Genomic DNA, 21,425 nt, shown 5'->3' on the forward strand with positions numbered 1-21,425 from the left:
TTTCATTGCGAGCGGCTTGATGTATGCCGCTTCAATCGCGAGGAGCTTTGATGAGTAACGGGATCTCCAAGCCGATTCTGTCGGTGCAGCATTTATCCATTGATGTCGGCCTGGGGGCCACGCCCCGGCGGGTGGTCGATAACCTTAATTTCGACCTGTATCCGGGACAGACGCTGTGTATCGCCGGAGAGTCCGGTAGCGGAAAATCACTGTCGTCGTTGGCGATCATGGGGCTGTTGCCTAAGGCCGTGCGGGTGGCGGAGGGTGCTATCAGGTTTGCCGAGCGCAACCTGATCGGGATGCCTGAGCGCGAACTTCAGCAGTTGCGTGGCAAAGAGATTGGCATGATTTTCCAGGAACCGATGACCTCGCTGAATCCGCTGATGACCGTTGGTCAGCAGTTGGAGGAAACGCTGCTGCGCCACGAACCGCTGGGGCGTCAGGCCCTACGCCTGCGAGTCAAGGAAATGCTGGCGTCGGTACGCATGCCGCAGGTCGAAAAACGTCTACAGCAGTACCCCCATGAACTCTCCGGTGGCATGCGCCAGCGTGTGATGATCGCGATGGCCATGCTTTGCCGGCCCAAGGTGTTGATTGCTGATGAACCGACCACAGCACTCGACGTCACTATTCAGGCGCAGATTCTGGAATTGATGCGCGAGTTGCAGCAGGTGTACGGCACCAGCTTGCTGATGATCACTCACGACATGGGCGTGGTCGCGGAAATGGCCGACCAAGTGGTCGTCATGAATCATGGCCGTACCGAAGAACAGGCACCGGTGCGTCAACTGTTTACAGAGCCGCAGGCAGACTACACGCGTAAATTGCTCGCAGCCGTTCCGGTGTTGGGCACCGTGGGTCAACCGGAGAACATCAGCCAGCAGCCGGTGATTTTGCAGGTTCGCGATTTGTCCGTACGTTTTCCCGTGCGTACCGGCTGGTTTGAGGAGAACCGGCAAGTGCATGCGGTCGAGGGCGTCAACTTCGAGTTGCGCCAGGGCGAAACGCTGGGGCTGGTGGGGGAGAGCGGTTGCGGCAAGTCCAGTACGGGCAAGGCCCTGATGAACATGCAGGCTTACCAGGGCAGCGTGAAGTTGTTCGGCAAAGAGCTCAACGGCCTGCAAGGCGCCGACCTTCATGCGGTGCGGCGGGATATCCAGATGGTGTTTCAGGACCCCTATGCGGCCTTGAACCCACGCAAGAACATCCTGGAACTGGTGGGCGAGCCTTTGTTGATTCACCACCAGTTGCCCCTGGCGCAACGCCAGGAACGGGTCGCTGAACTGCTTCGCCAAGTCGACATGCCAGTCGACACGATGTATCGCTACCCCCACCAGTTCTCCGGTGGCCAGCGCCAGCGCATCTGTATCGCACGGGCGCTGGCGCTCAACCCGAAAGTCATCATCGCCGACGAATCCGTTTCGGCCCTTGATGTTTCGGTTCAGGCTCAGGTGCTGGAATTGCTTGAGCATTTGCGTGAGGTGCATCGGCTCAGTTACTTGTTCATTTCCCATGACATGGCGGTGGTCGAGCGCATTTGTCATCGTGTGGCCGTCATGTACGGCGGTCAGATCGTCGAGATTGGCCGCCGCGATCAGGTCCTGGGCAACCCTCAACATCCTTACACCAAGCGCCTGCTCAGCGCCGTCCCAATGCCGGACGTTGACCGTAAGCGCGATTTCAAGGCGCTCTTGCATGAGTTCGAGCAACCAAGCCCGATCAAGTCAAAAGGCTTTGAAGCGCCGGCGCAGAAGTTTCAGGACTTGGGGAACGAGCATTGGGTAGCGGTAGGCTAACCAGCTGTAGGGAGAGGTGAGCAATAACGACCTGACAGCGGAGCAGAGGCAAACGATCTTTGCGTTATCGGCAGGAATGGCGCGCGCTGCTGTGGCGCACACCTCCGGCTTTGTGATGGGGGCGGTTGTTGCGCCCCGGCAGTTCTGGCCCCTCAGTGGATTCTGGTCTGGAATAAAAATCAGCCCTTCGATTTCCAGGTTCAATGACGAGGCTTGCATCGTTACGCGGTGTAGCTTGGGGAGCCCAAGCTCAAGCTCTCTGATCGCTTTAGTCGACTGACCGCTCCACATGGACAGAATGCCCAGCAGCATGCATGACACACCGCCTATGTGGCGAGATCCTGCACTGGGAGCTGCCAGAATCGTCCCACTCCCGTGGTTTGCACGGGAGTGTTTCACTCATTTATCAGCGCACCTTGAAGCGGCTCATCAACGTAATCACCCGGCCATTGGCGTCCAGCAGGCTTTGCGTATTGGTTTCAGTGGCATGGCCACTTTCCACCAGCTCTTCGACCATATGTCGGATCTGCACCATGCTGCGGTTGATCTCTTCGGTCACCGCACTTTGCTGCTCGGCGGCGGTAGCGATCTGCGTGCTGAGGTTGTTGATATGGCTGACCGAGCCGGCCATTTCGTCCAGCCCAGTGTTGACGCGTGCCGTGGCATCCGCCGCTGACTGGCAGCTGGCCTGGGTGTTTTCCATTGCCGTCACCGACGAACTCACGCCAGTGGTCAGGCGCGCCAACATCTCGTTGATCTGCGAGGTGCTGGCCTGGGTGCGTGCGGCCAACGCCCGGACTTCGTCGGCGACCACCGCAAATCCACGGCCTTGTTCGCCAGCGCGCGCCGCTTCAATGGCCGCGTTGAGTGCCAACAGGTTGGTCTGGCCGGCAATCGCGCCGATCACGCCGAGGGTTTCGGTGATACGTGCGGCGTCCTGGCGCATGTTTTCCACGGTGTGGGTGGCGCTGGCCACTTCGCCGATCAGAGCGCTGACGCTGGTCGAGGCTTCGCCCACCACCACGCGGGAGCGGTCGGCGTGTTCGTTGGCGCGCTGGGTGAACGAGGCGGTTTCAGCGGCGTTTTGCGCGACGGTGTCGGCGGTGGAGCTCATTTCGGTGATGGCCGTGACCGTCTGATCGGTTTCCGAGGCGTGCCGCACCAGAATCCGGTTGGTCTGCGCCGAGGTCTGCTGCAATTGCTCAAGCCCCGAGGCCATGGCGCCCGTGGCCTGGGTCACTTCGCCGATCATGTTCTGCAGGTAGATGATAAAGCGGTTTACCGAGTGGCCGATGGCGCCCATTTCATCCTCAGCACGGATGGTGATGCGCTTGGTCAGGTCGGCATCTCCGGCAGACAGCGAGTCGATATTGGTGCGCAGCGACTTCATGCGTTGCACCAGATTGCGAATCGCATAGAACGCCAGCAGCACCAGCAGCAGTACCATCGGGATTTGCAGCAGCGCCAGGCTGCCGAGCACATCGTCACGCTGGGCGGTGATCAGCGAGGTGGGCAGGGCAGTGGCGAGGAACCAGGGGGTGCCCTCGATTGGGCGCATGTAAAAGGTGCTGGCCACTCCCTGGTTGTCGAATTCACCGCGCTGCAGGGCCTGGTCGCGATGGGCAAGGGCCTTGCTGACCTGGGCGGCAAACGCCGAGGTGCCGGTCAGTTCGCTGATGTTCTTGAGCACCACCGGGCTACTGATGCGCGTGCTGTTGCTGATGATCTTGCCGTCGCCTTCGACGATCAGCATCTGGCCGCCGATGTCTTTTTCCTTGCTGGCCACCAGCTCATTGAAAAAGCCCAGGGTCACGTCGATGGTGGCGACGCCGTAGGCCGCGCCGTCCCGCTGGATGGCCATGGCGCAGTTGGTGCGCGGCTCCTGGCTGGCGTCGTCCTTGTAGGCGGCGGCCCAGGCGCATTGGCCACGGGGCGAGGCGAGGCCGCCTTTGTACCAGCTCTGGTCGTAATAATTGGGTGCGGCGTCGCTGTTCCAGAACGTATTCACCGCCAGCTTGCCCGAGGCATCGCGGTGCCAGAACGTGCTGTGCTTGTTGCGCCCCGGCGTGCGCTGGTTGGGCAGCGGCCAGATACCGCCGCCGAAGACTTTCAGCTCGCCATACTGATCCACCAGGCCGGGCAGCACCTTGTCGATGGCGTCACTGTCGAGCAGCGGGATGGTTTGGGTGATGCTGCGTTGCTGGGCTTGAACCTTGTTGAGTTCGCCCTGGATCTGCACAGCTACCTCGGCGATGCGGTTGAGCACCACCTGTTCTTCAGTGTGTTTTAACGTGGGGGCGACCAACTGGCCGATGCCGACGACGGTTAGTACCGATAACACCAGGACGAACAACACCAGGAACAGGGTGTAGCGGGTCTGGATGGAGCGCAGTGTGGGCATGGAGGTCGTCCTTACGAAGCGTTTATTATCGACGCGGCTTTATTAGAGCTTCGTCGGGCTATCGGCTTGGCAAGGAAGAGCTTTAGGTACGACGGTGCTAAGTTAATCGGCTTGACCGTGACCTTGCGCGCATCAGCTGCGAGGTTACCCATTGGAGGGTGGCTTAATCGCCGGTTTTACCTCCGTGAAGGCCGAACCTTGGGTGCGGTCGAAATGATCATTGGCACCTGTAAAAATGCAGTCCGTGGTCTTGTTTTTCCTGAGGGTGTCGTTAGCGTCGCTGGTACTGCGGAAGGCATGCTGTACCGCACGCGCACCCATGTGAAACGGCCAACTTATCCAAGATGCTTGTGTGGGTACATGCACGATACTTAATAACGTTGAGCATCATAAAGGGACGGTCGATATGAAGGGAAGTTTTACGTTAGGTCTATGGGTGGCATGTTTCGTGAGCAGTGTTACGGCGCAGGCAGATGAACTACCGCGTAGCGAGCAGATAAAAGCATTCCACGCTGCTGGATTTAACCAAGAGACGTCGGAGTGTGAAATTCAGGAAACTGGTAGCTACAGACCGGTAACCATGGAGTTGGTTGAGGACCTGAACGGTGACGGCCGACCGGATGCGTTGATTACCGAAGGCAGCACTTACTGTTATGGGCAAGCAGGTACTGGATTTTATCTGGTAAGTCAGCAGCCTGACGGCCACTGGAAACTCATGCTCAAAGAAAGCGGTGTCGCTGAGTTTCTCGCTAGCAAAGGCAGTAATGGTTGGCCTGATGTCGAGGTCGGTGGCCCGGGCTTGTGTTTTCCAGTGCTGCGTTACGACGGGCAAAGTTATCGAGTTCACCATAGTGTTGGTGAACGGTGCGCTGACTAGCTGTAAAAGTCCGATGGCCCAAAGGCCAAACGAAGGCCGGTCAGCCGAGGACTACGGTGGCTGCTTTTGAATCTGGCGCGCGGTGTTCCAGATCGCTATCGGAGTTAAGCATAATGTCTGTGACGTTATGGTCGCTATGCCGTCGGAATCGAGGCATTTAGCGCTGGGATAATAGCGAAGTCTCGGCGCTGAATTTAGCCATAACGTCCATTATGCGAGGCGCTCTTGCACCGAGAAACAGATGCCTTTCGCCGATGCCGAGTACGCCGGCAAACGTATGTGTGCGGCGATGCGGGTTGTACCGGTGAGGAGAAGCGTGCCGAGCATCAGAACCGCGCGATGATGTGGGCGATCGCCGCGCGTCCGAGCAGCTATAGAAGGCGCGGAAAAAAGAGCTTGATCGGGCTGTATGCGACGCAAGATTGAATACGCCAAAGCGTAGGTGCGGGCCAAGGTTGAACATGCCTTTCGTGTGATCAAGCGCCAGTTTGGCTACACGAAAGAACGCGTACGCTCGCGAACGTTTACAACCATAGGGGTCATGCAGCAACGTAGACAAGAACCGGCTGGAGGCAAGTGAGTGGCGGTGCCGAATCGAGCATGTCGGCAGGTTCACACCATGGATAGCTGCGACCTTGAAGCCAATCCATTATTTTCTGCATATGCTGGGAAGGGCACTCCAACATGTGTTCGATAGTAATGGACAGTTGCATGGCCAGGCCGCTTTGCGGTGAAAAGACCCAATGATATTCCCCACAGCCTACGCGCAACTCTCCAGTTGCTTTTGTTGACATGCCAACCAGCCATTTGCACCTATGAGCATGTGCTTCGGGCTTTGGAGGGGCACCGAAGCAGAATGTATAAACGTTCTCATATTGCAGGCTAAAGCTGCGTACCAGTACTTCAGCAATATCTTCGCGCCCCTGGACGTTGGGGGGAAATTGGATGGTGCTTGTCTGTACTAGCATGGTAAGAGTTGCGTCTGGACTGAAAGCATGCAGCAACAAGTCAGGCCGATTTCCGTCCTTGCCGAAGATGTAGTTCTCAATCGCTTTGGTGGCGTTTTTCATGCACAAATCCTAGTGCTGCTACAGGTGGGCCAATCGGGATTCCGGGAGGATTACGGGTTAACCGAAACCTGCTCCTTCGCGGACTCTGGTACATCAAACACCCTATCAAAGACCCACTGAAACGCCAGCGCGTAAAAGAAGAAGAACACGAACAGCCCCAGATCGGTGACCAGTGCAGCCCACCAGGAAATTTCCAGCCACCATGCCACCAGTGGCACCCACAGTAGAACTAGCCCACCCTCAAAACCCAGTGAGCGCTGCGATCACCGGTCACGGGCTGCTGCTGGCAAACAATGTACTGGTAGCCGACAGCCTCAGGCATGGAAAGTTAGTGGCCATGGTGGTGTCAACCAGCACGGACTAAGGTTGAATGAACCTGTCAGGGCGGCAAGGGCCGAGGGCAGGGGCCAGAGTGGCGTCCATTATCTCTTCGCTGGCCAGACGTCCTACTATCGGGGCAAGGATAACGCCAGGGTGCATTGTGCAAACATATACACCGCTGACTGTGGGCAAGTAACCGACAATGGGAATGCCATCAGCGGGAAATGGTCTTAGCCCGACACATGCCAATTCCGGCTCAATGGAATCAGCCCCATGAAGTTCGTCCCGGATGGCCTGGGCTGTTCGTAGCGCAATCGCTTCTGCCTGGTTGTCCAGGGCATCACCCAGATAATCCTCTGCGGCTAGCAACGTCCCATCCTCTTCTTGTCTGACTTCCATTGCGGGGCTGGAAATTATGGTCTGCACCAGGTTGGCGGGTGCCTTGTAACGAATAAAAATGGCTGGAGATTCTTCTATAGGAAGAGAAACGTTAAGCATGTCGGTGAGTTTCCTGGTGCCAATCCCCGCTGCGGTTACAACGATATCAGCGTCAATTATTCCCGCTGTGGTTTCGAGTCCCGTAACTCGAGTATTCAGCATTCTAAATCCGAGAACCCGTGTATGGGTTAATACATTGGCCCCATGCTCTTTCGCGCCTGCAATCAAGGCGTGCGTTGCTCGTACCGCATCCAAGGCACCTGCTTGGGTTTCGTATAAGGCCTGTTCAGGGGGATGCTTGAGATTGGGTTCAATATCGACAATCTGGGGGCGGGACACTAAATGTTCTGCAGTTGTATTGCCTGCCCTTTGCAGCGTTTCATCCAGGTTCGTGCCGTAAGTTAGGGCACCTGTCCATCGAACGTTCAGGTCGGGTAATTCCATGTCGAGTCGACGGAACTCATTGATGACCAAGCCGCGCAGTTGCGCAATAGGGTCGAACCCGCTGTGAGAAACGTTGATCCATGCAAATGAGGTCCCCGTCACGCCGCACGCAATATCTCCGGCGTCTACCAACGTAACATCTGCACCTTTGCCTGCCAGGTGATAAGCCAGGGACGCGCCCACTATGCCCGCGCCTATGACGACGACTCGGCTTTGCTTGCGATCCTCCACATCAACCTCCATTTTGTCGATCTGATTGCGAGAGCGTTGGGGGATATGTGAGTGAAAAGGGGCAGATTTACCTTTAAAAATACATCTGCCCCGATTTTCGCTCGCTACCGCCAACTCAAGGTCGAAGGCAGCTTATTCCCCTACTGCAGTGGAACATAAATATCTGTTTGCCATTGATCCATCGGTGTCTGGGGGTAGGCGCTCAGGTAATTGAAGAACAGCGGCTGGTCACGAAGTTCCTCTCCACTGGTGGGAAGCCAGTCGCGGTAAATCGGATAGATCGTTTCGCCAATATGATCCGGTGAACCCGTATGGCGCACCACGACGCAGCGGCCGCCAGGAATGACGAGCGCGTGCACGCCAAACTCATTTGGCGCCACAGCCTCATGAATCTCGCCGCAGATCGCAAAGCGGAACGCTTGTGGAGGTGTCGTATCGGGGTTGTTATAGGGAATGCCAAAGGTGCGACTCGATGCCTGCGGCGACTGTCCGCTGTGCATACGCCACTCGATGAACTTGCGCACGCTCTCGCTGACGAGCCCCGCTGGCCCGCGGTGCTCAAGCGCTGCTACCTTGACCTCAGGGAAATCTACGATCCTTACTTGCATGATGATAGTCCTGGAAAAGTGAGGGATTGCGAACACCGTATTCCAGACTTGCCAGTTCGGTTCCTTGCTGAACGCACTCGGCGTCATACCGATCGCCCGCTTGAACGCCCTGCAGAATGCCTCGGGACTTTCAAAGCCGGCGTCGAGTGCGGCGTCCAGTACCGAATGATCAGCGACGGCCGCCAGGCGATGTGCCGCACGGCGTAGGCGCATCAGTTGCACATATCGTGAGACCGGCACGCCAACGAACGCGGTGAACTGTCGGTGGAAGTGAAATGCCGAAAAGTTTGCTACACCGCTTAACGTCTTCACCGACAGGTCGCCTTCGAGATTGGCATCAATGTAGGCGAGCACGGCGTTGAAGCGTTGTGTGTAAGCAAAATGGGTCGGCATGTCAGACACTGGAAAAGCTCCTGGAAGTACGGTCGCCAGTAGAGTCCGCTATACCGACGTGAACGCGCCTAGCCGAGTTTGCTCAAGGGCGACGCCCTGAGAGGCTTGAGAAAAGGGGAAAGGTTTATTTATTGAGTCTCCCTGAGAATAGATCTGTCCCGGCTTGGCAGTTAACGCAGTTGCCGTGGTGTTACGTTCAGCATTTTTTTCATCAGTCGTCGCAGGGAGGTGGCATCTCTGTATCCAACGTGTTCGGCAATGGTGTCGATCGAGTATTTACTGTTTGCCAGCAGTTCCCGTGCTTTATGAGCCTGGACACGCTGGATCAGCCGTAACGGGCTATATCCGGTGGCCTTGTGGACATGCCGAGACAGGGTCCGCTCTGACAATCCAAAGTCGGATGCGAGTGTACTGACGCTGATAATTGTCGGTAGCGAAGCTTCAATATGAGCCGTCAATTGTGCGATCAATTCGTTCCCCTGGGCCATCATTGCCGGAACCATAAACGGCGACTGCAGTTGCCGACCATCAATAAGTAGCACCTGAGCAACGTCATCTGCCAAAGCAGGGGAGAAATGGCTGCGCAGAAGATGCAGCATCAGATCGGTATGACCTAGCGCGGCGCCCGCCGTCATCAACGGCGGGTCGTGGATCACCATGCGTTCGGCATCTACCTGGCACTCTGGTGCCCGCTGCTGGAGTAAGGGAGCCAACCACCAAGAGGTGGTCACACAGTGTCCTGCCAGCAGGTTGGCAGCCTGTAGCACGAACACCGCAGAGCATGATGCGGCGACATGCCCCCCGGCCTGCACATGCGCGCGCAATGCCGTCGTCAGCAGCGCAATATCCGCCTGTTGCAATCGATGCTCAATCATGAGGGCGTCAGCCACCCCGATGCCGGGGATGATCCAGCAAGAACGGTCGTGCGGGCTGATCGCCAAGGGCTGAACCGCAATCTGCATACCGTGGCCGAGCGTCACGCAATCTGTGTTCAGCCCACAGACTTGCCAGCGAGGTACAGCGGTGCCCAAGCGCTGGGCGCGCAAGGCCGCCGTTGAGAGGATATCCAGAGTCAGTGCGACACTGGAGGCAAAGGCGCCGGCAGTTATCAGGATTGTGAAGTCGTTCATTGGCCGATTATGCACGAAAGATGTCAAATCGGTCGCTGGTTGCGGTGCTCGAGGGTTGGCTTAATAACGCCTCCATTTCATCGAGTGCTAACCCCTATGCCAAATATACTGATCAAGGTGCCTCAAGGTTCTTTTTCTCGCGAACAACGAGTACTGCTGTGCGAAGAGGTGACGAAAGTGGCCAGCGAGGTCGAGCAAGTCGGCGACGATCCCCGTCAACAAAGTCTGTGCTGGGTGCTCATTGATGAAGTGGCCTCTGGCTACTGGACATGTGGTTCAGTGGATATCAGCGCTCACGCCATCCCCTGTATCGTGCAGGTCAGGGTCCCCGGGGGTGTGCTGAATGCGGCCATGCGAAGTGACTATGTGCAGCGTTTGCATCAAGCCGTCACCCGGTCGCAAGCAGCGGACGACCATCGAATCATCATGACCTCGATCATCCTTGATGAAGTCACAGATGGCTTCTGGGCAGCCAACGGAGCGATTTGGCATTTGGCCGATTTCATTCAAGCGGCTGGGTACCGGCATCTGCTGGGGCAGTTGGAGCAGTAAGCCTAACGGGGGCAGATTTATTTCTCGTAGTGGGCTCTGCGAAAATAAATCTGTCCTGTTTTTTGTTCTCGTTAACAGTGTAGGCCGAGTTGCATCAGATGCCCCAATCGCGTGAGCCACGGTGCCTATTTGCTGGCCAGGCCTGTTCATCAGGGCCTGGCCGTTGGTGACTGGGGCTTTTGCATGAGACACTAACCATTGACGTTGCACCATTTAAGATCCTGCAGGTGTTGTCCAATAGCTAGAAGCACTCGGACGTGCATTCTCTACCCGATGGCTGAGACTTCAGCAAATTACACCTGCATATCCTTGGAACACCGAATGCCTTCTCAGCCGAAACCCAGACTGAACCTACGCATCGTACTGCTCACCTTTGCGCTGTTCAGTGCCGGAGTCACTCTTGCCAATACATTCTGGGTAATGTTCAAGATCCAAAAGCGAGAGCTCATTGAAAACGCGCTGGAAGGCAACCGAGCTTACGCTGCTCGTATCGCAGCAGCGGTAGAAGGGGTGTTGAGTTCTGATCTAGACCGCCTTGAATATGGCTCGGCCATCCTTTCAAAGAACTTCTCTGACCGCCAGCTGCTGGCTGTCGAGGCTCGACGGCTGCTTGAGCAAGACAACAGCTTCAACTCAGTGCTGATTGCCAACGCCGACGGCACTATCGTCGCATCTGCGCCAGAGCGGTTGCAGCTAAACGGCCAATCTCTTCAACGCCGTGAACCGCTCGAGCGGCGTAAGCCAATGGTCAGTAATGCATTTCACTCTATCACTGGCAATCTGGTGGTTTTCGTATCCCAGCCGGTCTTCGATGCAAGTGGGCAGTACCTCGGGCTGGTGGGCGGGACTCTCAGGTTGGAGCAGCAGAATACGCTTCAAGCGCTGATGGATTTGAACCGTCGACAAAATGGGGCATATGTCTATCTCGTAGACAGTCAGCGACGTGTGCTCTACCACCCTGACCCGCAACAAATCGGCAGGCTCATTGACCATGATCGGATTGTAGATGCTGCACTGAGTCAGGCTAATGGTTCACTCCAGGCGGTCGACCGGGATGGGAATGAAATGCTTGCGGGTTACGCGGGCATACCCAGCAGCCGTTGGGGCATTGTCTCGCAACAGCCAATGGCCGTTGTTCAGGAAACTTTGAGCGTTACCGCGCTGAAGGTGGCTAAAGGGATCGTGCCACTGGGCCTGCTGGGTTTGCTACTAATATGGTGGGCGGGGTCGAGAATCTCCAACCCGTTGTCCCGCTTGGCGGACAGCGCCGGACGCCTGGACGTGCCGGAAAGCTATGAGCGCATCAGCGCCATCCCTGTGGACTACCTGGAAAGCTGGCAGTTACGTCGGGCACTTTTGCTTAGCGTGAGCCTACTGCAGGAAAAAATCGGCAGGCTCAACCACCAGGCTCAAAGTGATCCACTCACCGGGCTGGCAAACCGTCGCGCAATGCAAGACGCGCTCACGGTGTGGTTGGAGTCGAAGAAGACGATTGCTGTGATTTCCGTGGATATTGATCATTTCAAACGAGTGAACGATACCTTTGGCCACGACGTAGGTGACGAGACGCTCAGATCGGTAGCAGGACTGATGAAACAGAACTCTCGGCCGAGCGATCTGCTTTGCCGTGTAGGGGGGGAGGAGTTCGTTTTGCTGCTTCCCGATAGCTCAATCGCTGCCGCTGTAGACATCGCAGAGCGTTTGCGACTCTCGATCGCATCCACCGCCCTGGAGACTGTTGGTCACATTACTGTCTCGCTGGGGGTTGCGCTCTGGCGATCCGGCGACTCGATGGAGGATGTGTTCCATAAGGCAGATCAATTGCTGTACCGCGCCAAGCAACAGGGGCGTAACCAGGTTGTGGCAGAGCAAGAATCCAGTGCCACCGGGCCAGCGTCCTGACACAGGCCTCGCCCGAGTGTGCGACACACAATGCGTCCGGGGCACTGGTGCAGCTGCTTCGAAAATAAAACGCTCCTGTTTTTAGGATCAGGTACGCCGCGCCATCAATAGAGCCGAGGCAGCCGCAGACAACAAACCGGCACAGCAACGATTAAAAAATTTCTTGCCGCGAGGCTGCGTAAACCAGCGGCGCATATGCAGCCCGATATAGGCATAGGCGCCAATGGCGATCCACTCCAGTATCAGAAACAGCAATCCGAGCAATAGGAACTGAGCGCCAACGTCTGCCGTTGGGTCAACGAATTGAGGTAGGAACGCGGTAAAGATCAGGATGGCTTTGGGGTTGCCGGCAGCGACGAGGAACTCCTGCCTGGCCAGCCCCCACAACCCCGTCCCAGAGGTTTCTGATTCGGCTGCTGCTTGCGGTGCGGCGTTCCACAGCTGATACGCCAGGTAGAAAAGGTACGCCGCGCCGACTATTTTGATCCCGTAGAAGATCAGCTCTGACGTTTGCAACACCACCGCCAGGCCCGCCGAAGCAAGTGCGATCATGATGGCGAATGCCAGCAAGCGCCCCACGCCTGCGATGCAGGCTGTGCGATATCCGTAGCGCGTTGCATTGCTGATGGACAGCAGGTTGTTGGGCCCCGGCGCCATATTCAGTGCAAAGCAGGCGGGCAGGAATAATGCGAGTGTTGCAACGTCCATATGCCTCTCCAGACCATTTTGCATAAATCCTACATTTGCAGCCCTGTCGATGTCATTGCTCGCTAATCACACCTTCTCCCCTGGGCAGGAATTGGTTCGTGATCATCGACACCGCTTGCGCCGGTGAAGCCAGGGCAGTGTCTATGCAAAACGGGGCGGGGTCCCACGCTTCATACTCATGATTGAGTACCGACTGCCAGGTGGGTGGCGTCAGCCCCGGAATATCCACCCTCCGTGTTTCTACCCGTCGCTGATGTTCATTTTTATCAGAGCAAATCACTTGGATATTGACTAGCCGAACACCGGCCTTTGAGGCGGTTTCGCTCCAGGCTACTCGACTTTCGCTTACCGGGTTTACACAGTCGGCGATGACGGTGCGGCCTAGCAGGAGATTGCTCAGTGCAAGCTCATTAGCGACCACGTAACCACTGCGTCCCACGTCTTGGGCAAGCGTTCCGGAGTTTCGGATTGCTTGCTCAATGGTATCGATGCGCAGGTAGACGGCGCCTGTCGTCGCGGCGAGGTCCTTGGCGAGAGTGGTTTTTCCGGTGCCGGGAAGGCCGCTGAATACGATAAGCACTGTCTGTCCTTCGCTGGGTGAATGTTGCCTGGCATTTAGGATCGCTCCTGCAACCAGTTAAGTAACGCCATTTCCATGCTGCCTGGCTTGGGGGCTGCCGGCGATAGCAGGCAGTACCGCGAGCCATCTTCAACAAACCCCAATGGCGCGGCTAATACACCGCTTTCGATATCGTCGCGCACCAGGTGCCACGGACCAATGGCTACTCCAAGGCCTGCAACCGCTGCCTGGATGCTGAAGTAAAAGTGCTCAAAGGATTGCATTTCCATGGTCGGAGTGGGCAGGCCTTTTGCGTTGGCCCACTCTTGCCAAGCCGTAGGCCGGCTAGTCGTCTGTAGGCGCGGGGCCGAGGCGAGCAGGGATTTGCCGTTTTTACCAAACCACTCAGCTACTTTGTCTGGCCGGCATACAGGGCCGACCCTCTCTGGGAATAGTGTCTCGGCATGGTAGCCGGGAGGCCGTGGGAAATCGTCCCGCCGTATGGCCAGGTCGATGCCCTGGTTGAATGAGAAGGGGCCACCGCCGGCAACCAGGTGAATGTCCAGCCCTTGATGATGTGTTTGGAAGTCGCTCCAGCGAGGGATCAACCAACGCATCAGCAGCGTTGGCTCGCAGGATAAGACAAGCCGGCGCGCTCGACGGGCGTCGCTGCGTATCGCGCGCACGGCCTGGTTCATCAACCCGAGCCCTTCACTGACGGCTTTTGCCAGGCGTCTTCCGGGCTCCGTTAAAAACACCCTTCGGCTGCGTCGCTCGAACAGGTCAACGCCCAAATCCTCTTCCAGCAGGCGCACTGAGCGGCTAATGGCGCCGGGTGTCAGGTGCAGTTCGTCAGCCGCACGGGCGAAGTTTTCCAGGCGTGCGGCGGATTCGAAGCAGCGCAATGCAAGCAGGGAGGGCATGCGCGTCTCAGAAATCAGTGAGTTGTAGTCACTATTTTCTTCAGAAATCATCGTTATTACCCAAGCAGAGGATCTGCAAATATTGCCTTACACAACCAATAATTCAAAGGCTACAACATGGGCGAATGGATAGCAGTAATCACCATCACACTCCTTGCATGCATCAGTCCAGGGCCGGACTTCGCCATGGTGTCTCGTAACGGCTTGCTCCTGTCCCGGCGGGCAGGTGTGCTCACCGCTGTGGGAATCGGCCTGGGGGTGCTGGTTCATGTGGGCTACACGCTGCTCGGATTAGGGTTGGTGCTGCAACAGACTCCTTGGTTGTTCAATGCGTTGAAGCTGGCTGGAGCGGCATATCTGGTCTACTTGGGGATCAAGATGCTGCGTTCCCGGCCTGCGACTGAACAGCTGGACGCGCCACCTGCCGCGATGTCTGACCTGGAAGCGTTGCGTACCGGGTTTCTCACGAATGCGTTGAACCCCAAGACATCGATTTTTATCGTCAGTCTGTTTATGGGGGTAGTACGACCGGACACCGCGTTGACCGTGCAAATGGCCTATGGGCTATTTATCGCGGGGGCGCATGTGCTGTGGTTCAGCCTTATTGCGCTGTGCTTTTCCGCTGGGAGGGTGCGCGAAAAACTGATGGCTGCACGACAATGGATTGACCGGGCTTTTGGCGCCTTGCTGGTGAGCTTCGGGATACTGCTGGTAATCACTCAGTATTCAGCTTGAGTGTGTCGGTGGGGGCTTATATGGACTGAGGTTGAATTCGACTTTTCGGCAACTTGATAGGGTGTGGTTAACTAATGCCCAGTAAATTTTAACAAAGGTTTACAGCTGTTATTTAGTTCGTCCGGTAAGGTTTTTGCAACTAGCGCAACTTGGTCAGCATCGCAATGCACTCCAGTAATAACCCGCTAAACCCTGAACTGATAAACATCAGACGGCTGTTTGCAACTCCCCTGGCCAGTCTCCAGTACCCCGATGCAGAAAAACTCAATACAGAGCTGAAAACCCTGATCACTTGTCGCATGGCGGACGATCTGGGCGGCACGCAGCGCAGTAATGACGGCGGCTGGCAGTCGGCGAGCGACTTCCCGGAATGGGGCGGGCAGGCCTGCGATGCGTTGGTTGGCTTTGCCACCGAGTTCGCCACTCAACTGACGGCGGTGCATAGCGAGCAGTACGGCTTAACTGAGCCGAGTTTTGCATGGAAACTCAATGCCTGGGCAAACGTTAACCAGGCAGGGCACAGCAATGCGTTGCATGGCCACCCGGGGGCATTCTGGTCGGGGGTTTATTGGGTGGATGCCGGCGGGCGAGAGGAAGATCCGGCTGTTGGCGGTGACCTTGAGTTTATCGACCCCCGCGGGATGGTTGCATCGATCTACAATCCTGCGCTGCGCATGAGGGTGGAAGATTGTGTTACTGCTGGCTTTAGTACGACTTATGCCGCTACCAGTGGAACGTTCATTATGTTTCCGTCGTGGCTGATGCATTCCGTAAGACGTTTTGAAGGCGCGCGTCCGCGCATTTCTATTGCCTTTAATTTTGGCGCCTGAGTTGCCGACCGTCTTTTGATCATGCGGGCTTTGCGTCTGCCTACCATCGCATTATCCGGATTAACCGGAATATGTTTCCCGAACTGAGTCGATTATCAAGAAATCCCCTCGCAGATACGCTGTGGTCATTGGCACCACCGACTATCTACGAGGAGACACCGATGTCCACACTCTTTACCCCAGGCGTTGTTGGTCAACTGAGCACGCCCAACCGTGTCGTCATGGCGCCCATGACTCGCTCGCGCAGCACCCAGCCTGGCGATGTGCCGAACGCTATGAACGCGGTGTACTACGCGCAGCGGGCGTCGGCTGCGTTCATTGTGACTGAAGCCACGCAGATCTCGCCCCAGGGCAAGGGTTATTCATTCACCCCAGGGATTTACAGTGACGAACAGGTCGCCGGCTGGCGCCTGGTGACCGATGCGGTGCATGCCGCTGGCGGACGAATTTTCCTGCAGTTGTGGCATGTAGGGCGCATGTCGCACCCCGACTTCCACAATGGCGAATTACCGGTCGCGCCGTCTGCAATTGCGTTTGATGGCAGCATCTGGAAAGTAGATTCTGCGTCGGGTGTCGGCAGTATGGCCCCGTGCCCGACACCACGGGCACTGGAGCGCGCCGAAATCCACGCCATCGTCGACGATTATCGTAAGGCTGCGCGTAATGCCATGACGGCAGGTTTCGACGGTGTCGAAGTGCATGGGGCCAACGGCTACCTGATCGACCAGTTCCTGCGCACCACGTCGAACACGCGTACGGATGAGTACGGCGGATCGCGCGAGAACCGTCTGCGCTTTCTCAGGGAAGTCATGGATGCGGTAATTGATGAAGTGGGGGCCGATCGCACAGCCATCCGGGTTGCGCCGTTTCTTACGGCGCGTGGCATGGCTTGCCCGGACATTCTGCCGACGTTGCTGGAAGCGACCCGCTATTTGCAGGGCAAAAATATTGCGTATCTGCACCTGGTCGAAGCGGACTGGGATGATGCCCCCAAGTTTCCCGAAGACTTCCGCCAGGCCGTGCGCGAGCGCTTTCGTAATGCGATTGTGGTGGCCGGTAAGTACGACCTGGAACTTGCTGAGTGGGTCCTGGAAAAAGGCTACGCAGACTTTATCGCCTTTGGACGCAAGTTTGTGGCCAACCCGGATCTGCCACTGCGGCTGGAGAAGGGTTACCCGTTAGCCGGTCTGGAAGGCGCTGAGTTGTTTGGCGGTACCGAACGTGGTTACTCGGACTTTGCCGCCTGGGCTCAGTAGGGCTGAAAGCGGTAGGTCAGGTCCAAAGAATCTCCTTGGGGCGCGCTCAGGTCGCCAGCTTCAAGGAGATTTCGTCCATCAGCAGTTTGACCCGGCGCGGCATTGCGTGGCCGGAAGGGTAGACAATCTGCAAGTCCACGCCCGGCAGGGAGTAGGTCTCCAGCACCTCGACCAGTCGGCCGGCGTCCAAGTCATCACGTACATCGATGTAGGACTTGATACAGATGCCGTGGTCGGCCAGGCACCACTGGCGCACCTGATCGCCATCATTGGCAATACGCCTGCCCGACACCAGCACCTTGAACGTACGGCCAGCGGCGCGGAACTGCCATTCACGGTGGATGCTGCTGCCAAAGCGCATCAGGATGCACTGTTGCTGCGCCAGGTCCGATGGGTGTTGGGGCGTGCCATGGGCCTTGAGATAGGCGGGGGATGCACACACGACCCTACGGCCCTCGCTGAGTTTTCTGACGCGCAGGGTGCTGTCGGACAGGGCGCCATATCGAATGGCGAAATCAACCCCTTGCCCCGCGAGATCCAGGTAGCCATCGGTCAGGTTCAGGTCGAGGCTGACGTTGGGATGCTTCTGCAGAAAATCATCGAGGATGGGCACGATGCGGTTGCGGCCCAGGTCGACGGGAGCGCTCAGGCGTATCAGCCCCGAGATTCGTTCGGTGCCCAGTTTGATAGTGCTCTCGATGTCTTCAGCTTCTGCGAGCAGGCGCCGGGCGCCCTCCATCAGCGTCCGCCCTTCGTCCGTCAGGCTGATTGAGCGGGTCGTACGGGTCAGTAGGGTCGCGCCGTAGTGCCTTTCCAAGGCCCCGAGCCGCTCCGACACAGACGTGGGCGAAAGCCCGACCTCGCGGCCTGCCGCCGACAATCCGCCTTTCTCGACAATCAACAAAAACAGCGCGAGGTTCTCGAAGAGCATTATCCGGATTTTCCTGAATATGATTGTGCTTTGGGCTGGATTCTACGCCAGCACTCAACAGTGCTCATGTCATTTGTTGGGGGGCAAAACTTCCTTCAGTTCAGAAGTCCATGCCTGACGAATCGCGCAGTTTTCTCCAGCGTTAATGCCAAATCAGCATGCTTGAGCTGATATCGGCTTTCCAGCTTGCGGCTATGAGTCATGTCGAATCGCTCGGTGCGGATGAAGTTCAGGGATTCCGGGCTAGTGCCAAAGTGCTTAGCCACGCCCGGTATTTTCAGCAGCCATCTGAGTGGGCCCAGTGGTAGGTGGCGGCGGGGAGTCTGCACTTCCAGGGTGTGGGCGATGTGTGTGACCAGTCCTTGCAGATTGGGGCTGAGCTCGTCCAGTGCCAGGGCCTGCTGATTTGCCATTGCCGGGTCGAATGCCGCCGCGACCATCAACGCCACCAGGTAATCGACACTGACCAATGGCAGCCAGTGGCGGGTTGATCCAGGAATCGCCGTCAACTTGCCCGTCGCCAGGTTGCGAATCAGCTCTGCTACCGGCTGACCAGCCAGGATATGCCCGCTCTCGCTATGCCCGCAGACCGTTGCCGGGTGCACGATGGTGTAGTCGGCCCGTTGCGCCTGCATGTAGCGAATGACCGCAAAATGCGCTTCCAGCTTACTTGCCTCGTACCCACCCACACGCCTGTACACGGCGGGCCAATCGCTGTGTTCTGGACGTTGCTGATCAATGCCAATGCTGGTCAAGTGCGCGGTGTTTTGCAGCATGTAGCCTCCCACCATCAGCAGCCGACTGTGTTGGCTTGCCGATAACCGGGCAACCTCCAGAGCACCTTTGACGTTGACCGCACGGGCTTGCTCCATAGACAGGCCCCAGGCGAACTGGGCGGCGACGTGGAATACCACGCGGGCTGAGGCAATACGCTGGCGGTCAGTCGCGTTCAGCCCCAGGTTCGGGTGATTGAGGTCGCCTTGAACGGCCTGAATGCGCGAGGGTTCTCCCCCCAGTAGGCGCACCTGCTCCCTGAGCGTTTCAAGGTTTGCGGCGTGGCGCATCAGCACCCAGGCCTCGTGCCCTGTAGCGCTCAGGTGTGCCAGCAAATGCTGCCCGATAAATCCGCTGCCGCCGGTGACAAAACATTGAGTACTCATGGCGCATTCCTTGGTTGGATAAGGTGCGCAGGCTAAACTGTGGAGCTACCTCTACAGTCAAGGAAAATTTACCGTGAAAGTCGCAGAGCTTGAGCGTAGGAGCGGCCTTGGGCGCCATACCTTGCGGTATTACGAGGCGCTGGGGCTGATCACCGTGCAGCGGGGAGCCAATAACTACCGCGTTTACAGTGAGCAGACGGCACTGGACCTGGCGTTTATTCAGATGGCGCAGAAGATGGGGTTTTCCCTGGCTGAAGTCGGCGAAATCCTCGAAGCCAAGCGGCAAAGTACGATTGACTGTGCCCAGGGCGCTGCGTTGGTGGCCGACAAAATGGCTGAGATTCAACTCAAGATCGGTCATCTCAAAACGTTGCATGGCTTTCTTGACGCCGAGCGTCTGCGGCTTGAGGCCAGTGCCATCGCGCTGGGGCAAACAGTCACCTATCGGCAAGTGCCAAGTCCGGTTTAAGCGTCAATTGTTTCGTATTTGCTGTCAGGCTTTGGCGAAGTTGTCATCGTGCTGGGGGCTGTGCCGCCATCGCAGCCTCGCCGGGCTCGACAGCTCCCACCCTTGATGAATTGTATCTCTCGATCTGCCCCTAGCTGTACGGGGCGAGGCGCGGCATAACCCTCTACTGTCAAGGCGACAATAATTCGCCGGATGACGCACCATGTTCATGTCCACCAGCTTGCTATCGGCCTTCGCGCTGTTTGCCTTCGTGTCTTCGATCACCCCTGGCCCCAATAACACCATGCTGTTGGCGTCGGGGGTGAACTTCGGTTTTCGCCGCTCGATTCCCCATGCCCTGGGGATCAGCGTGGGCTTTATGTTGTTGGTGATTTCGGTCGGCCTGGGCCTGGGGGAGGTGTTCAAGGCGTTGCCATGGGCGTACACCGCGTTGCGCTATATCGGGGCGGCTTACTTGCTGTACCTGGCGTGGAAGATAGCGACCTCCAGCGCAATGTCGGACGACACCGACGGCAAGCGCAAACCCATGACCTTTCTCGCCGCTGCGGTGTTCCAGTGGGTCAACCCCAAGGCCTGGGTCATGGCATTGGGCGCGATCACCACCTATACGCCGGCTGAAGGCTACTTCACTAACGTGCTGGTCATCGCCGTGGTGTTTGCCGTGGTCAACCTGCCGAGTGTGTGCGTGTGGGCGGGGTGTGGCACCGGCTTGCGCAATGTCCTGCGTGAGCCCCGCTGGTTGAAGCTGTTCAACGGGTCGATGGCGGGGCTGTTGGTGCTGTCGTTGTACCCGATGTTTTTTGCCGGCTAAAGAGTCCAGGCCTTTACGGGCCGGGGCTCAAACCGGTGAGATCGTGGCCAGCAGGCCAATGCCAACGGTCAGTGCCAGAAACCCTAAAAGAAAAAATGCCATCTTAGCCATGGGGCCTCCAAAAGGAAGAAGGGCGGCCGGGGAGTTCCTGCCGATGAGCCATTGTCCGGGTTGTGCACTGTTCGGTACAGATGCAGGTGTTAAAGAAAAAAGCATATCAGATGTGCCTGGCAGGCTGGCGTGCCGGGGTTTCGGCCGGGGCCTGGAGGTGCTGATCAGACTGTTGGAGGTCATTCTGCGCAGGCCTTCAACGGCAGGCAGGATGTATTTGAGCCATTGCTCGCGGGGTGTGCCTGGTACGTCCTGTGGCTGATCAGTGCTCGTCGATTCAAGGTCATCGGCGGGGTAGCAGTCATCACTGCTGCGCCTGCCGTCGGGGTACACAATAAACCCCCCGCGCCCGTTGCCACATTGGTGCAGATACACCGGCGACAGTTCTCGCTGCTTATCAATGCGCGCATTCAAATGAACGATGTAGCTACCCATCGCAATCGACACACCCACAATCAGCCCCAGGCATATCAGCACCTGCCAGCTGTAACTGGCGCCTACGTTATCGGAACGCACTGGCGACACAGCACGCAGCTGCCTGCTCGAGATGCTCGCCCACCAGAAACCGGCTGCCGCCTCCCAGGTTGACCAATTGCCCGCGAGACGGCAGGACGCTGGCCATCAGGCCGAATAGAATCAAAGCCAACAGGACTCTTTTAACCATCGAGTAAAGGTTCATGACGGTGATGAGCTCAGGATAGGAAGAGCCCCAGCTTAGAGAGTGCCGGGTTAACGCGAGGTAAACATCCACGGGAAATCGCCCGACTTC

The 21,425-nt window shown here is 57.4% G+C and carries 21 protein-coding genes and 2 pseudogenes; 10 read left to right on the forward strand and 13 right to left on the reverse strand.

Going from position 1 to position 21,425, the window contains the following annotated elements; translation table 11 throughout:
* The first annotated feature begins 50 nt into the window (after positions 1 to 50).
* Complete coding sequence (locus K1X80_RS12545) at positions 51 to 1,796, forward strand: ABC transporter ATP-binding protein (protein ID WP_128593608.1); 1,746 nt, start codon at positions 51 to 53, stop codon at positions 1,794 to 1,796.
* Between the two features lie 406 nt (positions 1,797 to 2,202).
* Here the strand turns inward: K1X80_RS12545 and K1X80_RS12550 are convergent, their stop codons facing one another.
* On the reverse strand, positions 2,203 to 4,197 hold the full coding sequence (locus K1X80_RS12550) for a methyl-accepting chemotaxis protein (RefSeq protein ID WP_057959795.1): 1,995 nt from the start codon (positions 4,195 to 4,197) through the stop codon (positions 2,203 to 2,205).
* Between the two features lie 406 nt (positions 4,198 to 4,603).
* On the opposite strand from K1X80_RS12550, the gene K1X80_RS12555 reads away from it, so the two are divergent.
* Complete coding sequence (locus K1X80_RS12555; RefSeq protein WP_189691268.1) at positions 4,604 to 5,074, forward strand: hypothetical protein; 471 nt, start codon at positions 4,604 to 4,606, stop codon at positions 5,072 to 5,074.
* 270 nt (positions 5,075 to 5,344) lie between these two features.
* A pseudogene (locus tag K1X80_RS28155) lies at positions 5,345 to 5,654 on the forward strand (transposase); the annotation flags it as partial.
* Here the strand turns inward: K1X80_RS28155 and K1X80_RS12560 are convergent.
* From K1X80_RS12560 to K1X80_RS12580, 5 genes and pseudogenes are all read right to left on the reverse strand, one after another.
* Positions 5,614 to 6,144: a hypothetical protein gene (locus K1X80_RS12560; protein WP_200661065.1), complete on the reverse strand. Its 531-nt coding sequence runs from the start codon at positions 6,142 to 6,144 to the stop codon at positions 5,614 to 5,616. The pseudogene K1X80_RS28155 and the gene K1X80_RS12560 overlap by 41 nt on opposite strands.
* Positions 6,145 to 6,194: 50 nt before the next feature.
* Positions 6,195 to 6,398: pseudogene (locus K1X80_RS12565) on the reverse strand (chlorhexidine efflux transporter); the annotation flags it as partial.
* A 106-nt stretch (positions 6,399 to 6,504) separates the two neighbouring features.
* Positions 6,505 to 7,590 (reverse strand): FAD-binding oxidoreductase, encoded by a 1,086-nt coding sequence (locus K1X80_RS12570; protein ID WP_198792811.1) that lies wholly within the window; start codon positions 7,588 to 7,590, stop codon positions 6,505 to 6,507.
* Between the two features lie 128 nt (positions 7,591 to 7,718).
* Positions 7,719 to 8,588 (reverse strand): GyrI-like domain-containing protein, encoded by an 870-nt coding sequence (locus K1X80_RS12575; RefSeq protein ID WP_057959791.1) that lies wholly within the window; start codon positions 8,586 to 8,588, stop codon positions 7,719 to 7,721.
* Between the two features lie 161 nt (positions 8,589 to 8,749).
* Positions 8,750 to 9,709 (reverse strand): GlxA family transcriptional regulator, encoded by a 960-nt coding sequence (locus tag K1X80_RS12580; RefSeq protein ID WP_057959790.1) that lies wholly within the window; start codon positions 9,707 to 9,709, stop codon positions 8,750 to 8,752.
* A gap of 96 nt (positions 9,710 to 9,805) precedes the next feature.
* On the opposite strand from K1X80_RS12580, the gene K1X80_RS12585 reads away from it, so the two are divergent.
* Positions 9,806 to 10,261, forward strand: coding sequence for a tautomerase family protein (locus tag K1X80_RS12585; protein WP_057959789.1), 456 nt, complete (start codon positions 9,806 to 9,808; stop codon positions 10,259 to 10,261).
* Between the two features lie 321 nt (positions 10,262 to 10,582).
* On the forward strand, positions 10,583 to 12,163 hold the full coding sequence (locus K1X80_RS12590; RefSeq protein ID WP_220172929.1) for a sensor domain-containing diguanylate cyclase: 1,581 nt from the start codon (positions 10,583 to 10,585) through the stop codon (positions 12,161 to 12,163).
* Positions 12,164 to 12,250: 87 nt separating this feature from the next.
* Here the strand turns inward: K1X80_RS12590 and K1X80_RS12595 are convergent, their stop codons facing one another.
* The 3 genes from K1X80_RS12595 to K1X80_RS12605 are packed head-to-tail and all read right to left on the reverse strand — an operon-like array spanning position 12,251 to position 14,404.
* On the reverse strand, positions 12,251 to 12,871 hold the full coding sequence (locus K1X80_RS12595) for a LysE family translocator (protein WP_057959787.1): 621 nt from the start codon (positions 12,869 to 12,871) through the stop codon (positions 12,251 to 12,253).
* A gap of 52 nt (positions 12,872 to 12,923) precedes the next feature.
* Positions 12,924 to 13,451, reverse strand: coding sequence for an AAA family ATPase (locus K1X80_RS12600; protein WP_057959786.1), 528 nt, complete (start codon positions 13,449 to 13,451; stop codon positions 12,924 to 12,926).
* 35 nt (positions 13,452 to 13,486) lie between these two features.
* Complete coding sequence (locus K1X80_RS12605; RefSeq protein ID WP_169990569.1) at positions 13,487 to 14,404, reverse strand: LysR family transcriptional regulator; 918 nt, start codon at positions 14,402 to 14,404, stop codon at positions 13,487 to 13,489.
* 66 nt (positions 14,405 to 14,470) lie between these two features.
* On the opposite strand from K1X80_RS12605, the gene K1X80_RS12610 reads away from it, so the two are divergent.
* The 3 genes from K1X80_RS12610 (at position 14,471) to K1X80_RS12620 (ending at position 17,174) form a co-directional block, all read left to right on the forward strand.
* Positions 14,471 to 15,088 carry a LysE family translocator gene (locus tag K1X80_RS12610; protein ID WP_057445077.1) on the forward strand — a complete coding sequence of 206 codons (618 nt, stop codon included), beginning with the start codon at positions 14,471 to 14,473 and terminating at the stop codon, positions 15,086 to 15,088.
* A 164-nt stretch (positions 15,089 to 15,252) separates the two neighbouring features.
* On the forward strand, positions 15,253 to 15,918 hold the full coding sequence (locus K1X80_RS12615) for a TIGR02466 family protein (protein WP_128593615.1): 666 nt from the start codon (positions 15,253 to 15,255) through the stop codon (positions 15,916 to 15,918).
* A 161-nt stretch (positions 15,919 to 16,079) separates the two neighbouring features.
* The gene (locus K1X80_RS12620; RefSeq protein WP_057959782.1) at positions 16,080 to 17,174 is read left to right on the forward strand and encodes an alkene reductase; all 1,095 of its coding nucleotides are present in this window, start codon (positions 16,080 to 16,082) and stop codon (positions 17,172 to 17,174) included.
* Positions 17,175 to 17,220: 46 nt separating this feature from the next.
* Here the strand turns inward: K1X80_RS12620 and K1X80_RS12625 are convergent, their stop codons facing one another.
* Both K1X80_RS12625 and K1X80_RS12630 read right to left on the reverse strand, forming a co-directional pair.
* On the reverse strand, positions 17,221 to 18,105 hold the full coding sequence (locus tag K1X80_RS12625) for a LysR family transcriptional regulator (protein ID WP_220172930.1): 885 nt from the start codon (positions 18,103 to 18,105) through the stop codon (positions 17,221 to 17,223).
* 95 nt (positions 18,106 to 18,200) lie between these two features.
* Positions 18,201 to 19,265, reverse strand: a complete 1,065-nt coding sequence (locus K1X80_RS12630; protein ID WP_200657223.1) for an SDR family oxidoreductase — start codon at positions 19,263 to 19,265, stop codon at positions 18,201 to 18,203.
* Positions 19,266 to 19,338: 73 nt separating this feature from the next.
* On the opposite strand from K1X80_RS12630, the gene K1X80_RS12635 reads away from it, so the two are divergent.
* The gene (locus K1X80_RS12635) at positions 19,339 to 19,734 is read left to right on the forward strand and encodes a MerR family transcriptional regulator (protein ID WP_057959779.1); all 396 of its coding nucleotides are present in this window, start codon (positions 19,339 to 19,341) and stop codon (positions 19,732 to 19,734) included.
* A 202-nt stretch (positions 19,735 to 19,936) separates the two neighbouring features.
* Complete coding sequence (locus tag K1X80_RS12640) at positions 19,937 to 20,545, forward strand: LysE family translocator (protein ID WP_057959778.1); 609 nt, start codon at positions 19,937 to 19,939, stop codon at positions 20,543 to 20,545.
* Between the two features lie 27 nt (positions 20,546 to 20,572).
* On the opposite strand, the gene K1X80_RS28160 is transcribed toward K1X80_RS12640, so the two are convergent.
* Entirely contained in the window at positions 20,573 to 21,172 is a 600-nt protein-coding gene (locus K1X80_RS28160) for a hypothetical protein (protein WP_225923858.1), read from the reverse strand.
* Positions 21,159 to 21,302, reverse strand: a complete 144-nt coding sequence (locus K1X80_RS12650) for a hypothetical protein (protein ID WP_162947681.1) — start codon at positions 21,300 to 21,302, stop codon at positions 21,159 to 21,161. The genes K1X80_RS28160 and K1X80_RS12650 overlap by 14 nt, the downstream gene beginning before the upstream one ends.
* Positions 21,303 to 21,425 lie beyond the last annotated feature (123 nt).

The organism is Pseudomonas sp. So3.2b, assembly GCF_019464415.1.
GTDB lineage: Bacteria > Pseudomonadota > Gammaproteobacteria > Pseudomonadales > Pseudomonadaceae > Aquipseudomonas > Aquipseudomonas shahriarae.

Excerpts from the sequence above, each read along its gene's own strand:
- K1X80_RS12620 (WP_057959782.1), top strand. The coding sequence starts at position 16,080 with ATGTCCACACTCTTTACCCCAGGCGTTGTTGGTCAACTGAGCACGCCC.
- K1X80_RS12580 (WP_057959790.1), bottom strand. The coding sequence starts at position 9,709 with ATGAACGACTTCACAATCCTGATAACTGCCGGCGCCTTTGCCTCCAGT.
- K1X80_RS12555 (WP_189691268.1), top strand. The coding sequence starts at position 4,604 with ATGAAGGGAAGTTTTACGTTAGGTCTATGGGTGGCATGTTTCGTGAGC.
- K1X80_RS12610 (WP_057445077.1), top strand. The coding sequence starts at position 14,471 with ATGGGCGAATGGATAGCAGTAATCACCATCACACTCCTTGCATGCATC.
- K1X80_RS12605 (WP_169990569.1), bottom strand. The coding sequence starts at position 14,404 with ATGATTTCTGAAGAAAATAGTGACTACAACTCACTGATTTCTGAGACG.
- K1X80_RS12640 (WP_057959778.1), top strand. The coding sequence starts at position 19,937 with ATGTTCATGTCCACCAGCTTGCTATCGGCCTTCGCGCTGTTTGCCTTC.
- K1X80_RS12590 (WP_220172929.1), top strand. The coding sequence starts at position 10,583 with ATGCCTTCTCAGCCGAAACCCAGACTGAACCTACGCATCGTACTGCTC.
- K1X80_RS12570 (WP_198792811.1), bottom strand. The coding sequence starts at position 7,590 with ATGGAGGTTGATGTGGAGGATCGCAAGCAAAGCCGAGTCGTCGTCATA.
- K1X80_RS12585 (WP_057959789.1), top strand. The coding sequence starts at position 9,806 with ATGCCAAATATACTGATCAAGGTGCCTCAAGGTTCTTTTTCTCGCGAA.
- K1X80_RS12545 (WP_128593608.1), top strand. The coding sequence starts at position 51 with ATGAGTAACGGGATCTCCAAGCCGATTCTGTCGGTGCAGCATTTATCC.
- K1X80_RS12625 (WP_220172930.1), bottom strand. The coding sequence starts at position 18,105 with ATGCTCTTCGAGAACCTCGCGCTGTTTTTGTTGATTGTCGAGAAAGGC.
- K1X80_RS12615 (WP_128593615.1), top strand. The coding sequence starts at position 15,253 with ATGCACTCCAGTAATAACCCGCTAAACCCTGAACTGATAAACATCAGA.
- K1X80_RS12560 (WP_200661065.1), bottom strand. The coding sequence starts at position 6,144 with ATGAAAAACGCCACCAAAGCGATTGAGAACTACATCTTCGGCAAGGAC.
- K1X80_RS12595 (WP_057959787.1), bottom strand. The coding sequence starts at position 12,871 with ATGGACGTTGCAACACTCGCATTATTCCTGCCCGCCTGCTTTGCACTG.
- K1X80_RS12550 (WP_057959795.1), bottom strand. The coding sequence starts at position 4,197 with ATGCCCACACTGCGCTCCATCCAGACCCGCTACACCCTGTTCCTGGTG.
- K1X80_RS12630 (WP_200657223.1), bottom strand. The coding sequence starts at position 19,265 with ATGAGTACTCAATGTTTTGTCACCGGCGGCAGCGGATTTATCGGGCAG.